The following is a 16,805-nucleotide window of genomic DNA, read 5'->3' as shown; positions in this document are numbered from 1 at the left end:
TTGAACCTTTTGTCGCTCATCCAGTCCATACTTTAGGTAAAATAATAATAACCATTAAGGAGAGACTGGTGAAACCACTCGCCCATTGTATCTTGGCTGTAGGCCTATTGAGTCAGACGGCCTTGGCCGCGCAACGCAGTGTTGACTATGATGAGATTAACAACGTGCTTGATATTATCGTTAACCAAGCACAATCGCCTTATGTCCTGTCTAAGTTCCAAGTTGAAGTAAAAGACCCCAGTATCAAACTAACTGACGTGAAACTCTGGCTTGAACGAGAAGGGAAGAAATTTGCTCAAGGTGGCATTGCCACAGACGGCAGTATTACATTGCCCATTTTGCCCAAAGAGCAAGCCGAGGATGTGAAACTGGTTATTAATCAGGAAAAAGGGGCGGTTGCCATTAGCGTAAATATGGATTTAGCACCCATCACCAGCCAACAGGTGAGCTATCGTGAGTTATTCGTGCTGTTAGAAGACATGAATGAGTTTGTCGATGAGATGGCGGGAGGCTTGTCTTGGTTTGCACCGAGTTATGAGGAATTAGAGTTTACCTTCGGCGAAGTGGCGAAAGTGCACTTTAATGATGCCAGCGGCAACAAGGTGGAGTTTGTTACCGACGCTGAGTTTAAAACGCAGATCCCCTTGAAAGCACAATGGATGAAACACAACCCTATTATTGAGTTCAGCGCCTTACCTGAGCGTTTTGCTCCTATCGATTAAGCGAGTCAGTGACAAGAGTTATTAGTTTTGTAAGCTAACCCTGCTGGCAATACTGGGTTGTTGCTCAGCTAACTTGGCTAAGCGAATGTATTTTTGTTCAACCAATTTCGAGAGCGTCACCAATTGTCCAGGTTGGCGCTCAAATTCTGCCAGTTTGCGCTGTAAAAAAGCCAAGGTTTCAGGGTAGGGGTGAGCGATAACCACCACATGGCGCTGTTTGGCTAGCAGTTGCAAAGTGTGTTGCCACTGGGCCTCTAAAGCCGCTTCTGAAACATCATTATCGAGGAAAACCTGGCGCGCGATATTTTTTACACCGTATAAGTTGGCCGCATGCTGTGCCTGACTTTGGCTGGTGGTTCGGCTATCTAAGAAATAAAGACCGCGTTTTTTTAAAATCTCCATGGTCCACTTCATCGGCTCTATTTGCGCTGTCAGCTCTGAGCCCATGTGGTTATTCACTCCTTTGACTTGCGGCAAAGTAGACAAAGCATGGCCTAAGGTCATTTGTAATTGCCACTTTTCCATGGTGGTGGTTAACGCACCTAGACCGAGTTTTTTGCTGCTATCTTGAGGCTGCATAGGGACGTGTAATAACAATTCCCGCTGTTGTTGACTGGCAGCAAAGGCAAACTGTTGTGAAAAAGGGGTATGTGGCAAGATCGAAAAAGAGACCTCTTGGGGAAGTCTTAGCAATGCAAGGTCACGTTGATGATTACCAACATCATCAATGACAATAGCGAGTTGTGCTGCTGTAGCTGCCGATGAAAGCAGCAGTAGCAGTAATCCTGTTATTATTTTTAGCACACAAATTATTATTATCGTTATTCACCCTAGGGGTGAGTTTTATTGCGATTGAACTAACGCCAAGGCCTTTGGCCAATGCGAGGCAAGCTGTTCAATTCCTGTTATTTTGTTTGATTCTTCGCCAGTTATTATAGCGCTTTTATCGACAAGGGAAAGCGCTTGTTTGCTAAAGTGCACATCAGGCTCTACGCCTTTGCCCTCAATGGAGCTGCCGGCAGGGGTGAAGTAGCGTGCGGTGGTTAGTTTTAGCGCGGTGGTACCATTGCCAATGGGGATCAGCGATTGCACCGAACCTTTGCCATAAGAAGTCAGGCCAACCACTAACGCACGCTTATTATCTTTTAACGCTGCGGCTAGAATTTCAGCGGCTGAAGCCGAATTGTGGTTGATCAGCACCAAAATTGGCGCGCCATTTAAAATGTCTCCTTGTTGAGCGACATAGGCTTGGTTGGCATCAAAGAAGCGCCCTTTGGTGGTGACTATGGTGCCACTGTCGAGAAACAAGTCTGAGATGGCCACCGCGCTGCTTAACGTGCCTCCAGGATTATCCCGCAAATCAATTACTAATTTGTTCAGCGTGGTACCTAGTTGGCTTTCAAGTTGATTGATGTGCTTGGCGACATCGTGAAAAGTATGGTGGTTAAAGCTATTAACACTAATATAGCCTGTGGCTTCTGGAAGCAGGGTGCTAGCAACGCTTTCCAGAGTTATTTCACGACGCTGTAAGCGCAGCTGCACCTCTGTTTGTTCTCTTACCACGGTCATAATAATTTGGCGCTTTTGTGCCGCTCGCAATAATGCCGATACATCTGAAATGGTTTTGTTTTCGACATTGTGGCCGTTGATGGATTTGATCTTGTCGCCGGCTTCAATGCCACTGTTCGCCGCAGGTGAGTTAGGGATAGTGTCTAAGATAACAACAAAGTTTTCACGCTCCTCCACTTCAATACCCAAACCGGTGTAGCGGCCATTAGCAGCACTGAAAATCGACTCTAGCTCTTGTTCATCAAGATATTTTGAGTAAGGGTCGAGTTGTTCAAAGAGGTGGTCGACATTGTTAACATTGAAACGGCTCAGCGGTACGTCTTCGACATAGTAAGTGTGAATGTGATAGAGAATTTCATCCACTTCCTGTGCTGAAAGCTTATTACTCAGGGCATGGGTCAGGGCGCTAAAACAAAGTAATAGCAAAAACACCAGCACGGCAAGATAGCGTGCTGCCAAGGTGTAAAAGCGGTGATGTTTATTCATGTGCTGCTCCTCTTAGGTGCAGCACGGGTTATTCAGTTAACTGGATCTGCACCATTTAATCGGATCGACAGCGCTTCCCTTATGCCGTATTTCAAAGTATAGACCAGAATTTGGCTGTCCGCCGCTTTGGCCGACTAAAGCAATGGCTTCACCGCCTCTTACCTCATCGCCAACATCGCGTAGTAAGGTTTGCGCGTGTCCATACAGACTCATAAAGCCATGGCCATGATCCAGTACTATGACCCAGCCAAAGCCATTTAACCAATCGGCATAGACCACTTGGCCAGGCGCTATACTGTTGATCTCCTTGCCTTCATCAGCCCCAATCAGTACGCCTTTCCAATTCATCCCAGCGTGTTTACGCTGGCCAAAGCGATGCTTTATTTGGCCTTTGATGGGTAAGTCGAGCTTGCCTTTTAACTGCGCTAAACCATCGAGTCGAATTTCTGCCTGCTGCTGAGCTTTAGCCAGCTCCGCTAAAGTATCCAATAAGGTTTGCTCATTCTCTTTTAAATAAGCAATTTCAGATTGCGTTTGCTGTAGCTGGTCGTTGAGCTTGGCCAGTTGTGCTTGACGTGATTGTTTCGCCGATTGCAGCTCAGCAAGACGCTCTTGTTGGTGTTGCTTTAACGCTTCAAGGCGCTCTTGGTTGCGACTTAATTCGGTTTGAGTTTGCTCTAGTTCCTGACTAATCTCTTGGAGCTTTTCTAGTTGCTTAATGCGGGCTTTGTTGAGGTAGTCATAGTAGCTTATGGTGCGCTCAAGCTTAGCAGCGCGCTCTTGGTTGAGCAGCATTCTAGCGTAATCGTGGCCGCCGGTCATGTAGGCGCTTTTCAATTGTGCCGCCAGAACTTGATGATACTTTGCCTGGTCTTGTTGTAGTTGCTTTTCTTGTGCCTCTAAACGTTGCTGCTCTTTTTGGTTAGTAGCAATACCTTGTTCGGTCATGGAGACGGCTTTGGCACTTTTGGCTATGTCTAATTCAAATGCTTGCAGCTTTTTTTCTGCCGCTTTAATGGCGCTGCGTTGCTTATTGTAAGCTTGTTGACTGCTTTTCAGCTGTTGTTGTACTTCACTTAGGTCTTGCTGAGTGCGAGACTCACTGGCAACCACAAAAGTGGTCGCCAGTAGCATGGAAGTCGCGGTAAAGATGGCTCTAATTACCATAAAAGCGACGTTACTTTAAGCGCATAATAGGAGTGCCCGTCATTTCACTCGGCTGTTCCATACCGAGTAAATGCAGCATGGTTGGGGCAACATCACTCAGCGCTTTGCCAGATTGTGGCTCAGCGTCACGACCAACATAAATGAACGGCACGGGCTCACTAGTATGCGCAGTGTGTGCCTGCCCAGTGTTTGGGTTAACCATTTGCTCGGCATTACCATGGTCGGCTGTGATAAGCGCTTCGCCACCGACCTCTTTGAGTGCCGCAACTACTCGGCCGATGCAGCCATCGACGGCTTCACAGGCTTTCACTGCGGCTTCAAATACCCCAGAGTGACCAACCATATCGCCGTTGGGGTAGTTGCAAATGATGACATCGTGCTCGCCGCTGTGAATGGCAGCAACCAATTTATCGGTGAGTAATTCAGAATTCATCTCAGGTTGCAGGTCATAAGTCGCGACTTGAGGCGAAGGAATTAACTCGCGCTTTTCCCCTGCAAAGAGCTCCTCGCGACCGCCGCTGAAGAAGAAAGTCACATGGGCGTATTTTTCGGTTTCTGAGATACGAAGCTGGGTTTTATGGTGTTTTGCCAGCCACTCGCCCAGCACGTTTACTAGCGCTTCTGGGGCAAACGCTACGGGAGCTTTAATATCGGCGGCGTATTCGGTCATCATGACAAAGCCGCTAAGCTTTGGCGCTTTACGCTTATTAAAGCCGTCGAAGTCAGCGTCGACAAAAGCACGCGACATCTGACGAGCGCGGTCGGCTCTAAAGTTCATAAAGATCACGCTGTCGCCGTCATCAATGGTTGCTGGCTGCTCGCCTTCAGGCACGATTAAAGAAGCTTTAACAAACTCATCATTTTCATCACGCTCATAAGCGGCTTTTAGCGCTGCCATGCTCGACTCATAGCGGTATTCTGCCTCACCTAATACCATCAAGTTGTATGCTGACTCGATGCGTTCCCAGCGATTGTCACGGTCCATAGCATAATAACGACCAACCACTGAGGCTACGCGGCCACAGTTTAATTTTTGCATCAATGCATCCATGCGCTCAAGGGACGCCTCGGCACTGCGCGGTGGGGTATCACGGCCATCTAAAAAGGCGTGTAAATAAACGGTAGCACCACGCTTTGCTGCCATTTCGATAGCTGCAGCAATGTGATCCTCGTGGCTGTGCACGCCACCTGGGCTAAGTAACCCCATTAAATGCACCGCTTTATTTTGCGCTACGGCTTTGTCGATATTTTCTACTAATACTGGATTATGCTCAAACTCGCCATCAGCAATGGCTTTGGTGATGCGAGTAAAGTCTTGATAGACAATACGGCCTGCACCGAGGTTGACGTGACCTACTTCCGAGTTGCCCATTTGGCCGTCAGGCAGACCAACATCCATGCCTGAACCGGAAATAAGAGTATGGGGAGCGCTTTGCCATAGTTCATCTAATACTGGGGTATTAGCCGCTAAAATCGCGTTACTTTCACTATCTTCACGATAGCCCCAACCGTCTAAAATCATTAATACCAATGGCTTTTTCTTAGCTGTCATTTGCGCTCCTGAAATCCTGAATTAGGCACGATGTTGATGTTTTATCAACCACTGGATGGTTGCACCACGGGGTGTCGTGCTGCAGGGTTGATAAAATTATTCTGGTTACAGGCAGTAGAATACCTTTTTCTGTATGATTATTCAGCCCCGAAAAAGTGATTTCTGCTCATAGCCAAGGTTTTTTGCTGTTAAACAACAGCTCTGTTTTGTCTGCCATAAAGAGGGTATACTTGCTGCCACTCACTATCTATCAGTAACTTTTGGTTGGTAAATTAATGGAACAATACGTTACGTTTTTAGGAAACCACCCTGTACTTAGCATTATTTGGCTTGTTTTGGCAGCCATGCTAGTAGGGAGTTGGTTTAAAAGTAAATTTTCTAAAATCAGACAAATCAATCCGCAACAGCTAACAATATTGGTCAATCGTCAAGATGGTCAGGTTATCGACATGCGTCCAGCAAAAGAGCATAACCAAGGCCACATTGCTGGAGCCATGCAATTTAGCGGTGATAAACTCAAGCAAAAAGATTTTGCGGGGCTTGAAAAGTATAAATCTAAGCCCATTATATTGGTTTGTAATACCGGTATGACAGCTTCCGCCGTCGCTGATAACATGCATAAAGCTGGTTTTGAGCAGGTGTTTGTATTATCAGGTGGTATGGGCGCATGGCAAAATGCGGGTTTACCTATCTCTAACGGAAAATAACCGAGGTAATAATGAGTCAAGTTGTACTTTACACTAAAGATTACTGCCCTTTTTGTCATCGCGCAAAAGCGTTGTTAGACGCTAAAGGTGTAACATACACTGAGTATGATATCGGTGTAAAACCCGAGCTTCGTGATGAAATGATCGCAAAGGCGAATGGCAGTCATACCGTGCCGCAAATTTTTATTGCTGAGCAACACATTGGTGGCTGCGACGATATGATGGCACTTGAAGCACAGGGCAAACTAGACCCACTATTGAAGGCGTAAGCCGGAGCAAAAAGCTCATTTAATGAATCATCTACTGCCTTCATGGGCAGTAAAAATTACAGAATTTAGGAACTAATCATGGCAGAAGAAAACCAAGCAGCAGCAGAAAAACAACAAGAAGCGCAATTTAACATTCAACGCATCTACACCAAAGATGTGTCGTTTGAGACGCCGAATTCTCCTGCAATTTTCCAAAAAGAATGGACTCCTGAAGTTAAGCTAGACATGGATACGCGTTCGGCCAAGCTGGATGACAATGTGTTTGAGGTGGTGCTTGCGTTAACCGTAACGGCAACTGTTGGTGAGCAAACAGCATTCCTTTGTGAAATCCAACAAGCGGGTATCTTTGCAATTGCGGATCTAGAAGAAATGCAAATGGCACACATGTTAGGTGCATTCTGCCCGAACATCTTGTTCCCATATGCTCGTGAAGCAGTGGCTAGCCTAGTTAACCGTGGTACTTTCCCACAGCTTAACCTAGCGCCAGTTAACTTTGACGCTTTGTTTGCTCAGTACATGCAACAGCGTGCAGCTCAAGCACAGCCTGAGCAATCTGCAGACGCATAATTACATGAGTACAGCAAAATCAGCTGTAACAGTTTTAGGGGCGGGGTCATATGGCACCGCCCTTGCTATTTGTTTCGCCCGAAATGGTCATAAAGTGACATTATGGGGACGCAATAGTGAACACGTTGAGGCGCTTGCAGCTGAGCGTAAAAACCAACGTTACTTACCCGACATCCAGTTTCCAAACTCGCTTGAACTTGAGGCTGATTTAGAAACGGCTGTTGCATCGAGTGAACGCATCTTAGTGGTGGTTCCGAGTCACGCCTTTGCAGACACTTTGAAGTTAATCAAGCCGATGCTACTAGCAAAGGCCAAAGTGGCGTGGGCAACCAAAGGTTTAGAGCCCAATACCGGTAGGCTATTGCAAGAAGTGGCATTGGATGTACTGGGTGAAGATGTGCCTTTGGCCGTATTAAGCGGTCCCACCTTTGCCAAAGAAATGGCTGCTGGTCTGCCAACGGCTATCTCAGTGTCGTCGCAGTGTGAGCAGTTCCGTGAGGAGCTTGCCGAGTTGTTGCATTGTGGTCGCTCATTTCGAGTGTACAGCAACGATGACTTTACTGGGATCCAATTAGGGGGGGCGGTGAAAAACGTCATCGCAATTGGTGCTGGGATGTCTGACGGCTTTGGCTTTGGTGCCAATGCTCGCACCGCGCTCATTACCCGTGGCTTAGCTGAGTTGTGCCGCTTAGGTTGTGCCTTAGGCGCGCGCTCTGAAACCTTTATGGGCATGGCCGGATTGGGCGATTTGATCCTAACTTGCACCGATAACCAGTCGCGCAACCGTCGCTTTGGCTTGGCACTTGGCAGTGGTAAATCGGTTGATGAGGCCATGGCCAGTATTGGTCAAGTAGTGGAAGGTTATCGCAATACTAAAGAAGTGTACCTGCTAGCCAAACGCACAGGTATTGAAATGCCCATTACTGAGCAAATCTATCAAGTGCTGTATGAGCAAAAAGACGTAAAAGAAGCCGCTATGGCGTTGCTTGGTCGCGAAAAGCGTGCTGAGTAAGCATTGCCAGTTGGGCTTAATTAAAGCAAAGAGCGAGGTCAGATACCTCGCTTTTTTTATTCCCGAAAGCGAATGTTATAGCGCTGTTTAAACCACAGTAAAAAGGGGATTTCGATGACGCTAAAGGCCACGATGGTAAAGACAATCCAATTGCTATCTAATAGCACTAATGAAAAACTAATATCACGGTCGTAGTAGAGGCTTCCGGCAACCACTAAAGATACCGTTGTCACGATTAGATCTTGCTTACTGATATTGCTAAAGCTTTTATCCTCGAGTTTGGGGTAAATCACCACATAGGCAATAAATAATAAGATGACATTAAGTAAAATTAGCGTCCACTCTGGTGACATACTGGGCTCAACATTGTGATAAGTAACTGCTTATAAACATACCACACTGACGGCCGGTTAATGCAAACTTTCTGTGTTGAAAGTGCCCCAATTGAGCGAGCAAATTGCTATACTATCGACCCTAACATTTGAGGTGCACATGATCTCCAAAAACCAACAAAAACTACTTCGGGCTTTAGGGCAAAAGAAATACCGCAAACAACATGGCCAATATTTAGTACAAGGTGAAAAAAATGTGGTCGAGTTACTGGATGCCGGGGTTACCACTGACCATATTTTTGCCACCGCGGATTTTATCGCCAAGTACCAAGATAAACTCAATGACAGCAATTGTGTTACTGCAGATGAAACTACTTTAAGTAAAGTAAGCACGCTGGTATCGAATAATGCAGCCATTGCAGTAGTGCCGATGGCAGAACCCCAAACGGTCAATTGCAGTGGGTTAACTTTAGCCTTGGATGGCGTGAGCGATCCTGGCAACTTAGGGACGATTATTCGTTTAGCGGATTGGTATGGACTAAAGCAAGTAGTGTTAAATCATAACTGTGCCGATGAGTTTAACCCTAAGGTGATCAGTGCCACCATGGGCTCTTTTGTCCGAGTTGCTGCGGTGCGAGTCGACTTAGCCGAGTTTTTGAGTGACTATGCGGGCAAAGTGTATGGTGCTTTTTTAGGCGGGCAGAGTGTGCATCAATGTGATTTTGCAGCCAATGGGGTATTAGTAATGGGCAGTGAGTCTCATGGGATCAGTGACACCATTGCGCCGCTCATCAGTGATAAAGTTACCATCCCCGCATTTGGCGGCGCTGAGTCGTTAAACGTGGCAATGGCGACAGGCATAATCTTGGATAATATGAAGCGACACCTTGGCTAAGCAATAGATCTTGGTGGCAAATTACCTTATTCTGAACAGTAATAGCGAATAACAATAAAAATTTATGCGACTGAGCAGTATCAAGCTGGCCGGCTTTAAGTCTTTTGTTGAGCCAACCAAAATTCCATTTCCAGACCAAATGACGTGTGTGGTTGGGCCTAACGGCTGTGGCAAGTCCAATGTCATCGATGCGGTGCGCTGGGTGCTTGGTGAGAGCTCGGCAAAAAACTTGCGTGGCGATGCCATGACCGACGTTATTTTTAACGGCTCAACCAAACGTAAAGCCATCTCACAAGCATCGGTTGAGCTGTTGTTTGATAATACCGAGGGGCGCTTGCCCGGCACCTTTGCCGATCGCAATCAAATTGCCATTAAACGTTTGGTGACCCGTGATGGCCAGTCTTTATATTTTCTTAATGGCAGCAAGTGTCGTAAACGCGATATTACCGATATTTTCTTAGGCACTGGGCTTGGGCCGCGCAGTTACGCCATTATTGAGCAGGGTATGATCTCACGGCTGATTGAAAGTAAGCCGCAAGAGCTGCGTATCTTTCTTGAGGAGGCGGCGGGGATCTCGAAGTATAAAGAGCGTCGTAGAGAAACCCAGACTCGAATAAAAAACACCCGCGAAAACATGGAGCGGCTCCTGGATGTGCGCCAGGAGCTACAGAATCAGCTTGAGAAGCTGGAGCTGCAGGCACAGCAAGCCAGCAAATATAAAACCTTAAAGAGCCAAGAGCGCGACCTGCGTAGTTGGACTGCGGTATTAAAGTGGCAGGGGTTTGTGCAAAAACAAACTGACAAAGCTGAGCAAATAGCCAAACTGGAAGATAAACTGGCTTTTTTTGCCGACGCCAACAGTGGCCATGACGCGCTGTTAGCGGGTCTTGAACAAGAAATTAAACACCTTAGTGATGGCTATGAGCACGCCCAACAATCTCAACATAACATTGAAACGCAGCTAGCAAAACTAGAGCAGCAAAAGCTCAGCCTCGCTGAAAAGCGCCGTCAGCTGGAACAACAAGCCCAAGAGCTGCAACTGCAACAAGAAGAGGTGGCGACTGAGCTTAAGCAGCAAGACGACAGCGCCAGCACCATGGTCAAACAGGTGGAAGATGCAAGCGAAGCGGTAGCAGTAGCGGAGTTGGCGCTGGAAGAATTAGAGCAGTGCGGTGAACAACACCGCGAGCAACAACACCAGTTAGAGCAACAGCACCAAGATTGTCAACAGCAAGTGCAGCAGCTTGAGCGTCAGCATCAGCAGCTCGAGCACCAAATTGCTCAGCACCAGCACACCATAGCTCATCAACAAGCACGGCAAACGGAGCTGGAGGAGCAAGCACAAGAGCATCAATCACAAGCGCTTGACGCTGAATTACAACAAGCACAAGCACAGCAGCAGCAGCTTATTCAAGCCATGGCATCGTTACAAAGCCAAGCTCAACAACAACAAACACAACAAAATCAGCAAAGCGAATCGCTCGCAGCGTTAGAGCAAGCGCATGCGCAGGCACAACAAGCACTGCAAGATAAGCAATCCACGATTAAGGCGTTGTCGCAATGGGCAGAACAATCGCAGCAACAAAGCGGTATCAGCATGTTATCGCAGTTGCGTGTTGCCGCTGGGTTTGAACATGCAGTTGAAGCGGCGCTGTTAGGGTTTAGTCACTTATCGTTAGCTGAAGAGCCAAACCATAACGGCGTGTGGCATTGTGATATGGAAATCGCACCAGAGTCTGTGGCCAGTAAAATTCATCAGGGCGTGTTTCCCAGTTTTCTGAGCAAAGTTAAATTGCAAACGGAAGCACAACCATTTGTTGCCTGTTCTGAGTACCTTTTTGCGGTGACAACGACGGGGCTGGTTATCGGTGAAAACTTCCGTGCTAGAATAAAAAACGATGAAGGCGGTGCTTTAAAACGCTATGCTGAGCTGCAAGCGTGTCAGGCAGCATTACCTAAATTAGCCGCGCAAGTAACCGAATTACAGTCACAAATTACCACTCAGCAGCAAGCTCGTGCAGAGGCAGCAGAGGCATTAGCGGATACACAGCAACAAGTGCACCAGCATGCGCAACAGATTGCAGGGTTAAAGAGTAAAATTGAAATGTTGCAAGTTGGTGTCGAAACGTGGCAAACCACGGCGACTAAGATCCAAGCCAGTCAAGCACAAGTTGAGCAACAGCTAAAGCAGTTACAAGACAACATCAGCCAGGAAAATGCCAACTTAGCGCTGCTAATGGAGCAAATGGAGCAGGCACAAGCGGCGCAAACGGCCAGTGCAGAAGCGCTACGCGACTTCAAGCAGCAATCACAATCACGCCACTTAGCAACACAGCAAGCACAGCAGCAATTGCATGATAAAAAGTTGGCGTTACAACAAGTGCACAGTGAGCAGCAGCTTAGCCACTCCAAATTGCTGCATTTGCAGCAGCGTGAGCAAGAGTTACAGTCTTGGTTGCAGCAAACCCAGGCCAGTCTCAACAGTTGTGAAGAACCGCTTGAAGCGGCGCAGGAGCAAGTGGAAGTGTTGCTGATGCAACAGCTCGAGGCGCAAGAGCAAAAACACAATTACTTTGAGCAGATGCAACAAGCAAAGCAGCACTTGAGTGAAAAACAAGCCAGTTTAAAAGAGACGCAAAGTGAAGTGCAGCAACTCACTGAGTCGTTACAGCAACTCAAACTGGATGAACAAAGCTTGATGTTAAAAGCACAAAATGCCTTGGAGCCTTTAGAGGTGTTAGGGCGTCAGCTTAAAACTGAGCTAGAAAATTTGCCTGATGATGCCAACCTGGGGCGCTACCAAGCGCAACTGAACCAAATCAGTAGTGATGTTGAAAAGTTGGGGGCGGTAAACTTAGCGGCAATTGATGAGTTTGCTGAAGCAAAGCAGCGCAAAGAGTATTTAGATGCGCAATTGCAAGACCTCAGTGATGCGCTAGCGTCACTTGAAGGGGTTATAAGAAAAATTGATAGAGAGACTAAGGCGCGCTTTAGCGCGACCTTTGAGCAGGTGAATTCAGATTTGGCTGAGCTATTTCCTAAAGTCTTCGGTGGCGGCAGTGCTTACTTAGAACTCACCAGTGATGACCTATTAGAAAGTGGGGTATCCATCATGGCAAGGCCTCCTGGTAAGAAAAACTCAACAATTCATCTGCTAAGTGGTGGAGAAAAAGCGCTGACCGCATTATCATTGGTATTTTCAATATTCAGACTAAATCCAGCGCCGTTTTGTATGCTGGATGAGGTAGATGCACCACTTGATGATGCCAATGTTGGGCGATTTTGTCGCTTAGTAGAAGAAATGTCACAAACGGTGCAATTTATTTATATCAGTCACAATAAAGTCGCGATGGAAATGGCGGGCAGACTGACGGGGGTAACTATGGCGGAACCAGGGGTGTCTCGCATGGTTGCCGTAGATATAGAACAAGCAGTGCAAATGGCACAGGCATAACAACAAAAAGGTGAGCAATGGCCACAGAGTTAAGATGGGCATTAATCGTGATCAGTGCGTTGGTCATAGGTGGACTTTTGATCCATGGACTTTGGTCGGTGAGAAAGAAAGACGCAGAAGGGTCGCAACCGAAGCGAGCTGATGACACAACAAGCGATCATATTAAAGAGCCAAACGAACCTGAGATTGGAGAAATGGCGTTTACTGCGGTAGATGACGAGCCGGTGACTGAAGCGCCAACTGTCGACCATGAGCCCGAGACAGACACGTCTGAGGCTGTTAGTGAAGAGGAGAGCGATAGTCAGGTCAGCGAGCCACAAGACTTTATTATTCTGCACGTGCAAATGCCTGAGGGTCTGACTATGGCAGGATCTCGCCTGTTGCCTGCGGTGTTAAGTTTGGGTTTTAAGTATTCAGACGAAGGTTTTTTCAATCGCCATTTAGAGCCCTCGGGAAATGGCCCTGTGCTGTTTAGGTTAGTGAATATGTATAACCCGGGCACCTTTGATATTGATCATATGGAACAGTTTAGTACTGCAGGGATCAGCTTGTTTATGACGTTACCCTGTGAAGGCGATAACTTGGCCGCATTCAATATGCTTCATAGTGCTGCGAAAAAGCTCGCTGAAGAATTTGGTGCCACTGTACTTGATAAAGACCGTGAACCACTTACTGTAGAAGCCGTAAGAGGGTATGTTGAGAAAGTGCGCGAGTTTGCCGCATAACAATCGATTAATTTGCTACTAAGCCACCAGATCACGCTGGTGGCTTTTTACGTTTAGAGGTAATGATTAAGATGTCAGGAACCGTCGAGAGTCAAATCGCTGCATTGCGACAGCAACTAGAAGATTTTAATTATCAGTATTATGTATTAGACAACCCAAGCGTGCCTGACGCTGAGTATGACCGTATGATGCGGCAGCTTATCTCTTTGGAGCAACAGCACCCAGAATTACTGACCCCCGACTCACCCTCGCAAAAAGTGGGGGGAGAAGCGCTGAGTAAGTTTCAACAAGTGACCCATAAAGTCCCCATGCTATCGTTGGATAATGCCTTTGATGAAGCTGAATTCACAGCGTTTAATCGCCGTTTAAAAGAGCGCTTAATGGTAAGTAACGACATCGCCTACTGTTGTGAACCGAAACTTGATGGCTTAGCAGTATCGATTTTATATCGCAATGGCGTGCTAGTTCAGGCGGCAACTCGTGGTGATGGTCAGGTCGGTGAGAACATCACTGAGAATGTTAAGACCATTCGCAATGTGCCGCTGAAGCTCAGAGGTGAGAACGTTCCGCAAGAAGTGGAAGTCAGAGGTGAGGTTTTTATAGATACGGTGGGGTTTGAGAAGTTAAACGCCACCGCACAAGCAAAAGGCGAGAAAACCTTCGCTAACCCTAGAAATGCTGCAGCTGGCAGCCTGCGACAACTCGATTCCAAGATCACCGCAAAGCGCCCTTTAATGTTCTATGCCTACTCAATGGGCCTAGTTGAAGGGGGTGAACTGGCTGATGAGCACTATGCTCAGTTGCAACAACTTCAGAGTTGGGGGCTGCCCATGAGCCCAGAGACCAAGTTAGTAGACAATGCCCAGCAAGCGCTGGGTTACTATCAAGACATCATGGCACGCCGAAGTGAGTTGCCTTATGAAATTGATGGCGTGGTGATCAAAGTCAATAACAAACAACAGCAGGAGCAGCTTGGCTTTGTGGCTCGGGCACCAAGATGGGCCATTGCTTTCAAATTCCCAGCACAAGAAGAAATTACTCAATTATTGGATGTTGAATTTCAAGTTGGGCGTACAGGGGCAATGGGTGTCACCCTGAACACAAATGTTTCAAATAGAACGCAATTAGAATTCCAAATGGCAGCATAAGGGTAGTAGTGATGTCTAACTATAAATTAAACGAAAACCAAATCGCTATTATTGAAAAGCTAAATCTAGAACTTAGTGTCACTGATGTAGAGAGTCTTTTTTCTTTAAACGAGCACAGCGTTGAAGAGTTGGAAACACTTCTTAAAGTTGCCAATGCACTTTATAGATCTGGTTCCCCTATTATTGAAGATGAAACATACGATGGCTTTTTAGCTTACTTCCGTGATTTAGATCCTGACAATCCCTTCTTATCAAATGTAGAGCCTGAAGTTCTAATTGACAGTAAAACGGTCCCTCTCCCTCAAAAAATGCTGTCGACTGATAAGGCTTATTCCTTTGAAGAAATTAAAAAGTGGACTGAAAGAATTGTCAAAGCAGCCTCAGAAATTAACTTTAATCAAAAGTTAATTGAGCTAAAAATTACTCCAAAGCTTGATGGCTATGCTGCATATGATGATGGGAGCAAACTTTATACCCGAGGTGATGGTACTAGAGGCCAAGACATTACTCGTGCATTTGAACGAGGACTCAAAGTTGCAAATAACGCAGCAAGAGGATTAGGACCCGGTGAAATCGTAATTAAGAAAAGTTATTTTGATGAAGTATTAAGTGATAAATTTGAGAACTCTCGAAATATACAAGCAGCGATTATTGCTGAAAAGAAAGTCGATGAAGACGTCCAAAAAGCAATCGACGACGGCGCCTGTGTTTTCTACCCTTTTTCAGAATTACAAAACTGGACAGGAAGTATTGATGAATTGTTGTCAAATTTCGAGAGTATTCTTGAAAAGATGTGGAATGCAGTTGATTTTGATATTGATGGATTAATCATAGAATCGACTAATACGCTAGTTAAAGAACATATGGGGGCTACTAGAAAGTTCCATAGGTGGCAAATTGCGTTCAAAGTGAATAATGAATCTGCTGAAGTTGAAGTGTTGAGAGTTATTCCCCAGACTTCAAGGACTGGTCGTGTTTCCCCTGTAGCTGAATTGGTCCCGACCAAACTGAGTGGAGCTACTTTAAGCAAAGCAACAGTCCATCACTATAATATGGTGAAAACAAATGGAGTTGGTCCTGGGGCAATCATTAAGCTAGTTAGAAGTGGCTTGGTTATTCCAAAAATTGAAATGGTTATAAAACCAACAAAACCTGAGTTGCCAGAAAAATGCCCTAGCTGTAATGCTCACCTTATTTGGGAAGGTGATCATTTAATGTGTCCAAATAAGTCAGATTGTCCTGCTCAAACAGAGAATACGCTTATTCATTTCTTTAAGACATTAGGTAATGTCGACGGTTTTGGCCCGAAAGTCATTGAAAAAATAACCAATTACGGCATAAAGCATATTCACGAAATCTATGAAATACCAAAGCATAAGTTTGTTGGTTTTGGATTCGGTGATAAAACATCTCAAAACCTCGTTGACCAATTGCAAGCAAGTAAAGACATCGAAATTGAAGATTGGAAATTTCTTGCAGCATTTGGTGTTAGCCGATTAGCTGGAGGAAACTGTGAAAAATTACTTCAACATCACTCAATCGTTGAGCTTTTCGAAGTATCAGTCGAGGAGATGGTTAAAATTGATGGCTTTGCACAACTAAGTGCAGAAGCAATTGTCGAGGGACTTGCAAACGTTAGAGAAGAGTTTTTCAAGGTGTACAACCTTGGTTTTAACTTAAGTGTCACACCAAAGGAATACGATAGAGAAAACTCAAGCTCTCCTATCGCTGGAAAAGTAGTCGTTTTTACCGGCTCTATGCAACAAGGTTCTCGTAGTGATATGGAAAAGCAAGCAAAAGCTCTTGGAGCCAAAGTGGCTAAATCAGTCACCGGCAATACTAACTATCTGGTAACAGGTGAGAAAGTTGGTGAAACCAAAATTAATGCGGCCCGTGATAAAGGTGTTGAAGTGTTAACAGAGGAAGAATATTTAGAATTAATAAGTTAACTTTGGTTGTCACCATTTAAAATAAATTAATTTTGCAGCTCGCTATAGCAATCCGGAATATTAGGGCTAGCGAGCTGCTTTTTAAATTTCTTAATCACTTATTTTCAGAGGAAGTAAGTTGTAATAACCAGGTGAATGTATCTAAGTATTCATCCATAGCAAAGAAATAGCAACATAAGGAGTCTAAGCGGCAAAAAAGGTAGTGTTTAGAAATCTGTGTCATTTCACTAGAATACACAAAAGAGGAATGA

Annotated in this window: 14 protein-coding genes and 1 pseudogene; 10 read left to right on the top strand and 5 right to left on the bottom strand. The window is 45.8% G+C overall.

Going from position 1 to position 16,805, the window contains the following annotated elements; translation table 11 throughout:
• Positions 1 to 68: 68 nt before the first annotated feature.
• Positions 69 to 722, top strand: coding sequence for a DUF2987 domain-containing protein (locus ACNKW2_RS10665; RefSeq protein WP_419148543.1), 654 nt, complete (start codon positions 69 to 71; stop codon positions 720 to 722).
• Positions 723 to 743: 21 nt separating this feature from the next.
• On the opposite strand, the gene ACNKW2_RS10660 is transcribed toward ACNKW2_RS10665, so the two are convergent.
• The 4 genes from ACNKW2_RS10660 to gpmM are packed head-to-tail and all read right to left on the bottom strand — an operon-like array spanning position 744 to position 5,496.
• A complete protein-coding gene (locus ACNKW2_RS10660) occupies positions 744 to 1,526 on the bottom strand; it encodes a divergent polysaccharide deacetylase family protein (RefSeq protein WP_419148542.1) in 783 nt (260 codons plus the stop codon).
• A 39-nt stretch (positions 1,527 to 1,565) separates the two neighbouring features.
• Positions 1,566 to 2,777 (bottom strand): S41 family peptidase, encoded by a 1,212-nt coding sequence (locus ACNKW2_RS10655; protein ID WP_419148541.1) that lies wholly within the window; start codon positions 2,775 to 2,777, stop codon positions 1,566 to 1,568.
• 36 nt (positions 2,778 to 2,813) lie between these two features.
• Complete coding sequence (locus ACNKW2_RS10650) at positions 2,814 to 3,944, bottom strand: murein hydrolase activator EnvC family protein (RefSeq protein ID WP_419148540.1); 1,131 nt, start codon at positions 3,942 to 3,944, stop codon at positions 2,814 to 2,816.
• Positions 3,945 to 3,954: 10 nt separating this feature from the next.
• Positions 3,955 to 5,496 (bottom strand): 2,3-bisphosphoglycerate-independent phosphoglycerate mutase, encoded by a 1,542-nt coding sequence (gene gpmM / locus ACNKW2_RS10645; protein WP_419148539.1) that lies wholly within the window; start codon positions 5,494 to 5,496, stop codon positions 3,955 to 3,957.
• 275 nt (positions 5,497 to 5,771) lie between these two features.
• Between gpmM and ACNKW2_RS10640 the strand changes: the two genes are divergently transcribed.
• The 4 genes from ACNKW2_RS10640 (at position 5,772) to gpsA (ending at position 8,051) form a co-directional block, all read left to right on the top strand.
• Positions 5,772 to 6,203, top strand: coding sequence for a rhodanese-like domain-containing protein (locus ACNKW2_RS10640; RefSeq protein ID WP_336568856.1), 432 nt, complete (start codon positions 5,772 to 5,774; stop codon positions 6,201 to 6,203).
• An 11-nt stretch (positions 6,204 to 6,214) separates the two neighbouring features.
• Positions 6,215 to 6,472, top strand: a complete 258-nt coding sequence (grxC, locus tag ACNKW2_RS10635; RefSeq protein WP_419148538.1) for a glutaredoxin 3 — start codon at positions 6,215 to 6,217, stop codon at positions 6,470 to 6,472.
• 78 nt (positions 6,473 to 6,550) lie between these two features.
• Positions 6,551 to 7,039, top strand: a complete 489-nt coding sequence (gene secB / locus ACNKW2_RS10630) for a protein-export chaperone SecB (protein WP_419148537.1) — start codon at positions 6,551 to 6,553, stop codon at positions 7,037 to 7,039.
• A gap of 4 nt (positions 7,040 to 7,043) precedes the next feature.
• Positions 7,044 to 8,051, top strand: a complete 1,008-nt coding sequence (gene gpsA, locus ACNKW2_RS10625) for an NAD(P)H-dependent glycerol-3-phosphate dehydrogenase (protein WP_419148536.1) — start codon at positions 7,044 to 7,046, stop codon at positions 8,049 to 8,051.
• A gap of 56 nt (positions 8,052 to 8,107) precedes the next feature.
• Here gpsA and ACNKW2_RS10620 read toward each other — a convergent pair whose 3' ends face one another.
• On the bottom strand, positions 8,108 to 8,404 hold the full coding sequence (locus ACNKW2_RS10620; protein ID WP_419148535.1) for a hypothetical protein: 297 nt from the start codon (positions 8,402 to 8,404) through the stop codon (positions 8,108 to 8,110).
• 139 nt (positions 8,405 to 8,543) lie between these two features.
• On the opposite strand from ACNKW2_RS10620, the gene ACNKW2_RS10615 reads away from it, so the two are divergent.
• From ACNKW2_RS10615 to ACNKW2_RS10595, 5 genes and pseudogenes are all read left to right on the top strand, one after another.
• A complete protein-coding gene (locus tag ACNKW2_RS10615) occupies positions 8,544 to 9,278 on the top strand; it encodes a TrmH family RNA methyltransferase (RefSeq protein WP_419148534.1) in 735 nt (244 codons plus the stop codon).
• Positions 9,279 to 9,342: 64 nt separating this feature from the next.
• Positions 9,343 to 12,732 carry a chromosome segregation SMC family protein gene (locus tag ACNKW2_RS10610; protein ID WP_419148533.1) on the top strand — a complete coding sequence of 1,130 codons (3,390 nt, stop codon included), beginning with the start codon at positions 9,343 to 9,345 and terminating at the stop codon, positions 12,730 to 12,732.
• A gap of 17 nt (positions 12,733 to 12,749) precedes the next feature.
• Positions 12,750 to 13,457 carry a cell division protein ZipA gene (zipA, locus tag ACNKW2_RS10605; RefSeq protein WP_419148532.1) on the top strand — a complete coding sequence of 236 codons (708 nt, stop codon included), beginning with the start codon at positions 12,750 to 12,752 and terminating at the stop codon, positions 13,455 to 13,457.
• Positions 13,458 to 13,528: 71 nt separating this feature from the next.
• A pseudogene (gene ligA, locus ACNKW2_RS10600) lies at positions 13,529 to 14,542 on the top strand (NAD-dependent DNA ligase LigA); the annotation flags it as partial.
• 74 nt (positions 14,543 to 14,616) lie between these two features.
• Positions 14,617 to 16,554 (top strand): BRCT domain-containing protein, encoded by a 1,938-nt coding sequence (locus ACNKW2_RS10595; RefSeq protein WP_199527082.1) that lies wholly within the window; start codon positions 14,617 to 14,619, stop codon positions 16,552 to 16,554.
• Positions 16,555 to 16,805 lie beyond the last annotated feature (251 nt).

Origin of the sequence: Pseudoalteromonas 'SMAR', from assembly GCF_048515945.1 — a bacterium.
Taxonomy (GTDB): Bacteria; Pseudomonadota; Gammaproteobacteria; order Enterobacterales; family Alteromonadaceae; genus Pseudoalteromonas.
This window is presented reverse-complemented; position numbering and strand designations above follow the sequence as displayed.

Bases quoted from the DNA above. Each gene is read 5' to 3' on its own strand.
- ACNKW2_RS10655 (WP_419148541.1), bottom strand. From the start codon at position 2,777: ATGAATAAACATCACCGCTTTTACACCTTGGCAGCACGCTATCTTGCC.
- ACNKW2_RS10650 (WP_419148540.1), bottom strand. From the start codon at position 3,944: ATGGTAATTAGAGCCATCTTTACCGCGACTTCCATGCTACTGGCGACC.
- gpmM (WP_419148539.1), bottom strand. From the start codon at position 5,496: ATGACAGCTAAGAAAAAGCCATTGGTATTAATGATTTTAGACGGTTGG.
- ACNKW2_RS10640 (WP_336568856.1), top strand. From the start codon at position 5,772: ATGGAACAATACGTTACGTTTTTAGGAAACCACCCTGTACTTAGCATT.
- grxC (WP_419148538.1), top strand. From the start codon at position 6,215: ATGAGTCAAGTTGTACTTTACACTAAAGATTACTGCCCTTTTTGTCAT.
- secB (WP_419148537.1), top strand. From the start codon at position 6,551: ATGGCAGAAGAAAACCAAGCAGCAGCAGAAAAACAACAAGAAGCGCAA.
- gpsA (WP_419148536.1), top strand. From the start codon at position 7,044: ATGAGTACAGCAAAATCAGCTGTAACAGTTTTAGGGGCGGGGTCATAT.
- ACNKW2_RS10620 (WP_419148535.1), bottom strand. From the start codon at position 8,404: ATGTCACCAGAGTGGACGCTAATTTTACTTAATGTCATCTTATTATTT.
- ACNKW2_RS10615 (WP_419148534.1), top strand. From the start codon at position 8,544: ATGATCTCCAAAAACCAACAAAAACTACTTCGGGCTTTAGGGCAAAAG.
- ACNKW2_RS10610 (WP_419148533.1), top strand. From the start codon at position 9,343: ATGCGACTGAGCAGTATCAAGCTGGCCGGCTTTAAGTCTTTTGTTGAG.
- zipA (WP_419148532.1), top strand. From the start codon at position 12,750: ATGGCCACAGAGTTAAGATGGGCATTAATCGTGATCAGTGCGTTGGTC.
- ACNKW2_RS10595 (WP_199527082.1), top strand. From the start codon at position 14,617: ATGTCTAACTATAAATTAAACGAAAACCAAATCGCTATTATTGAAAAG.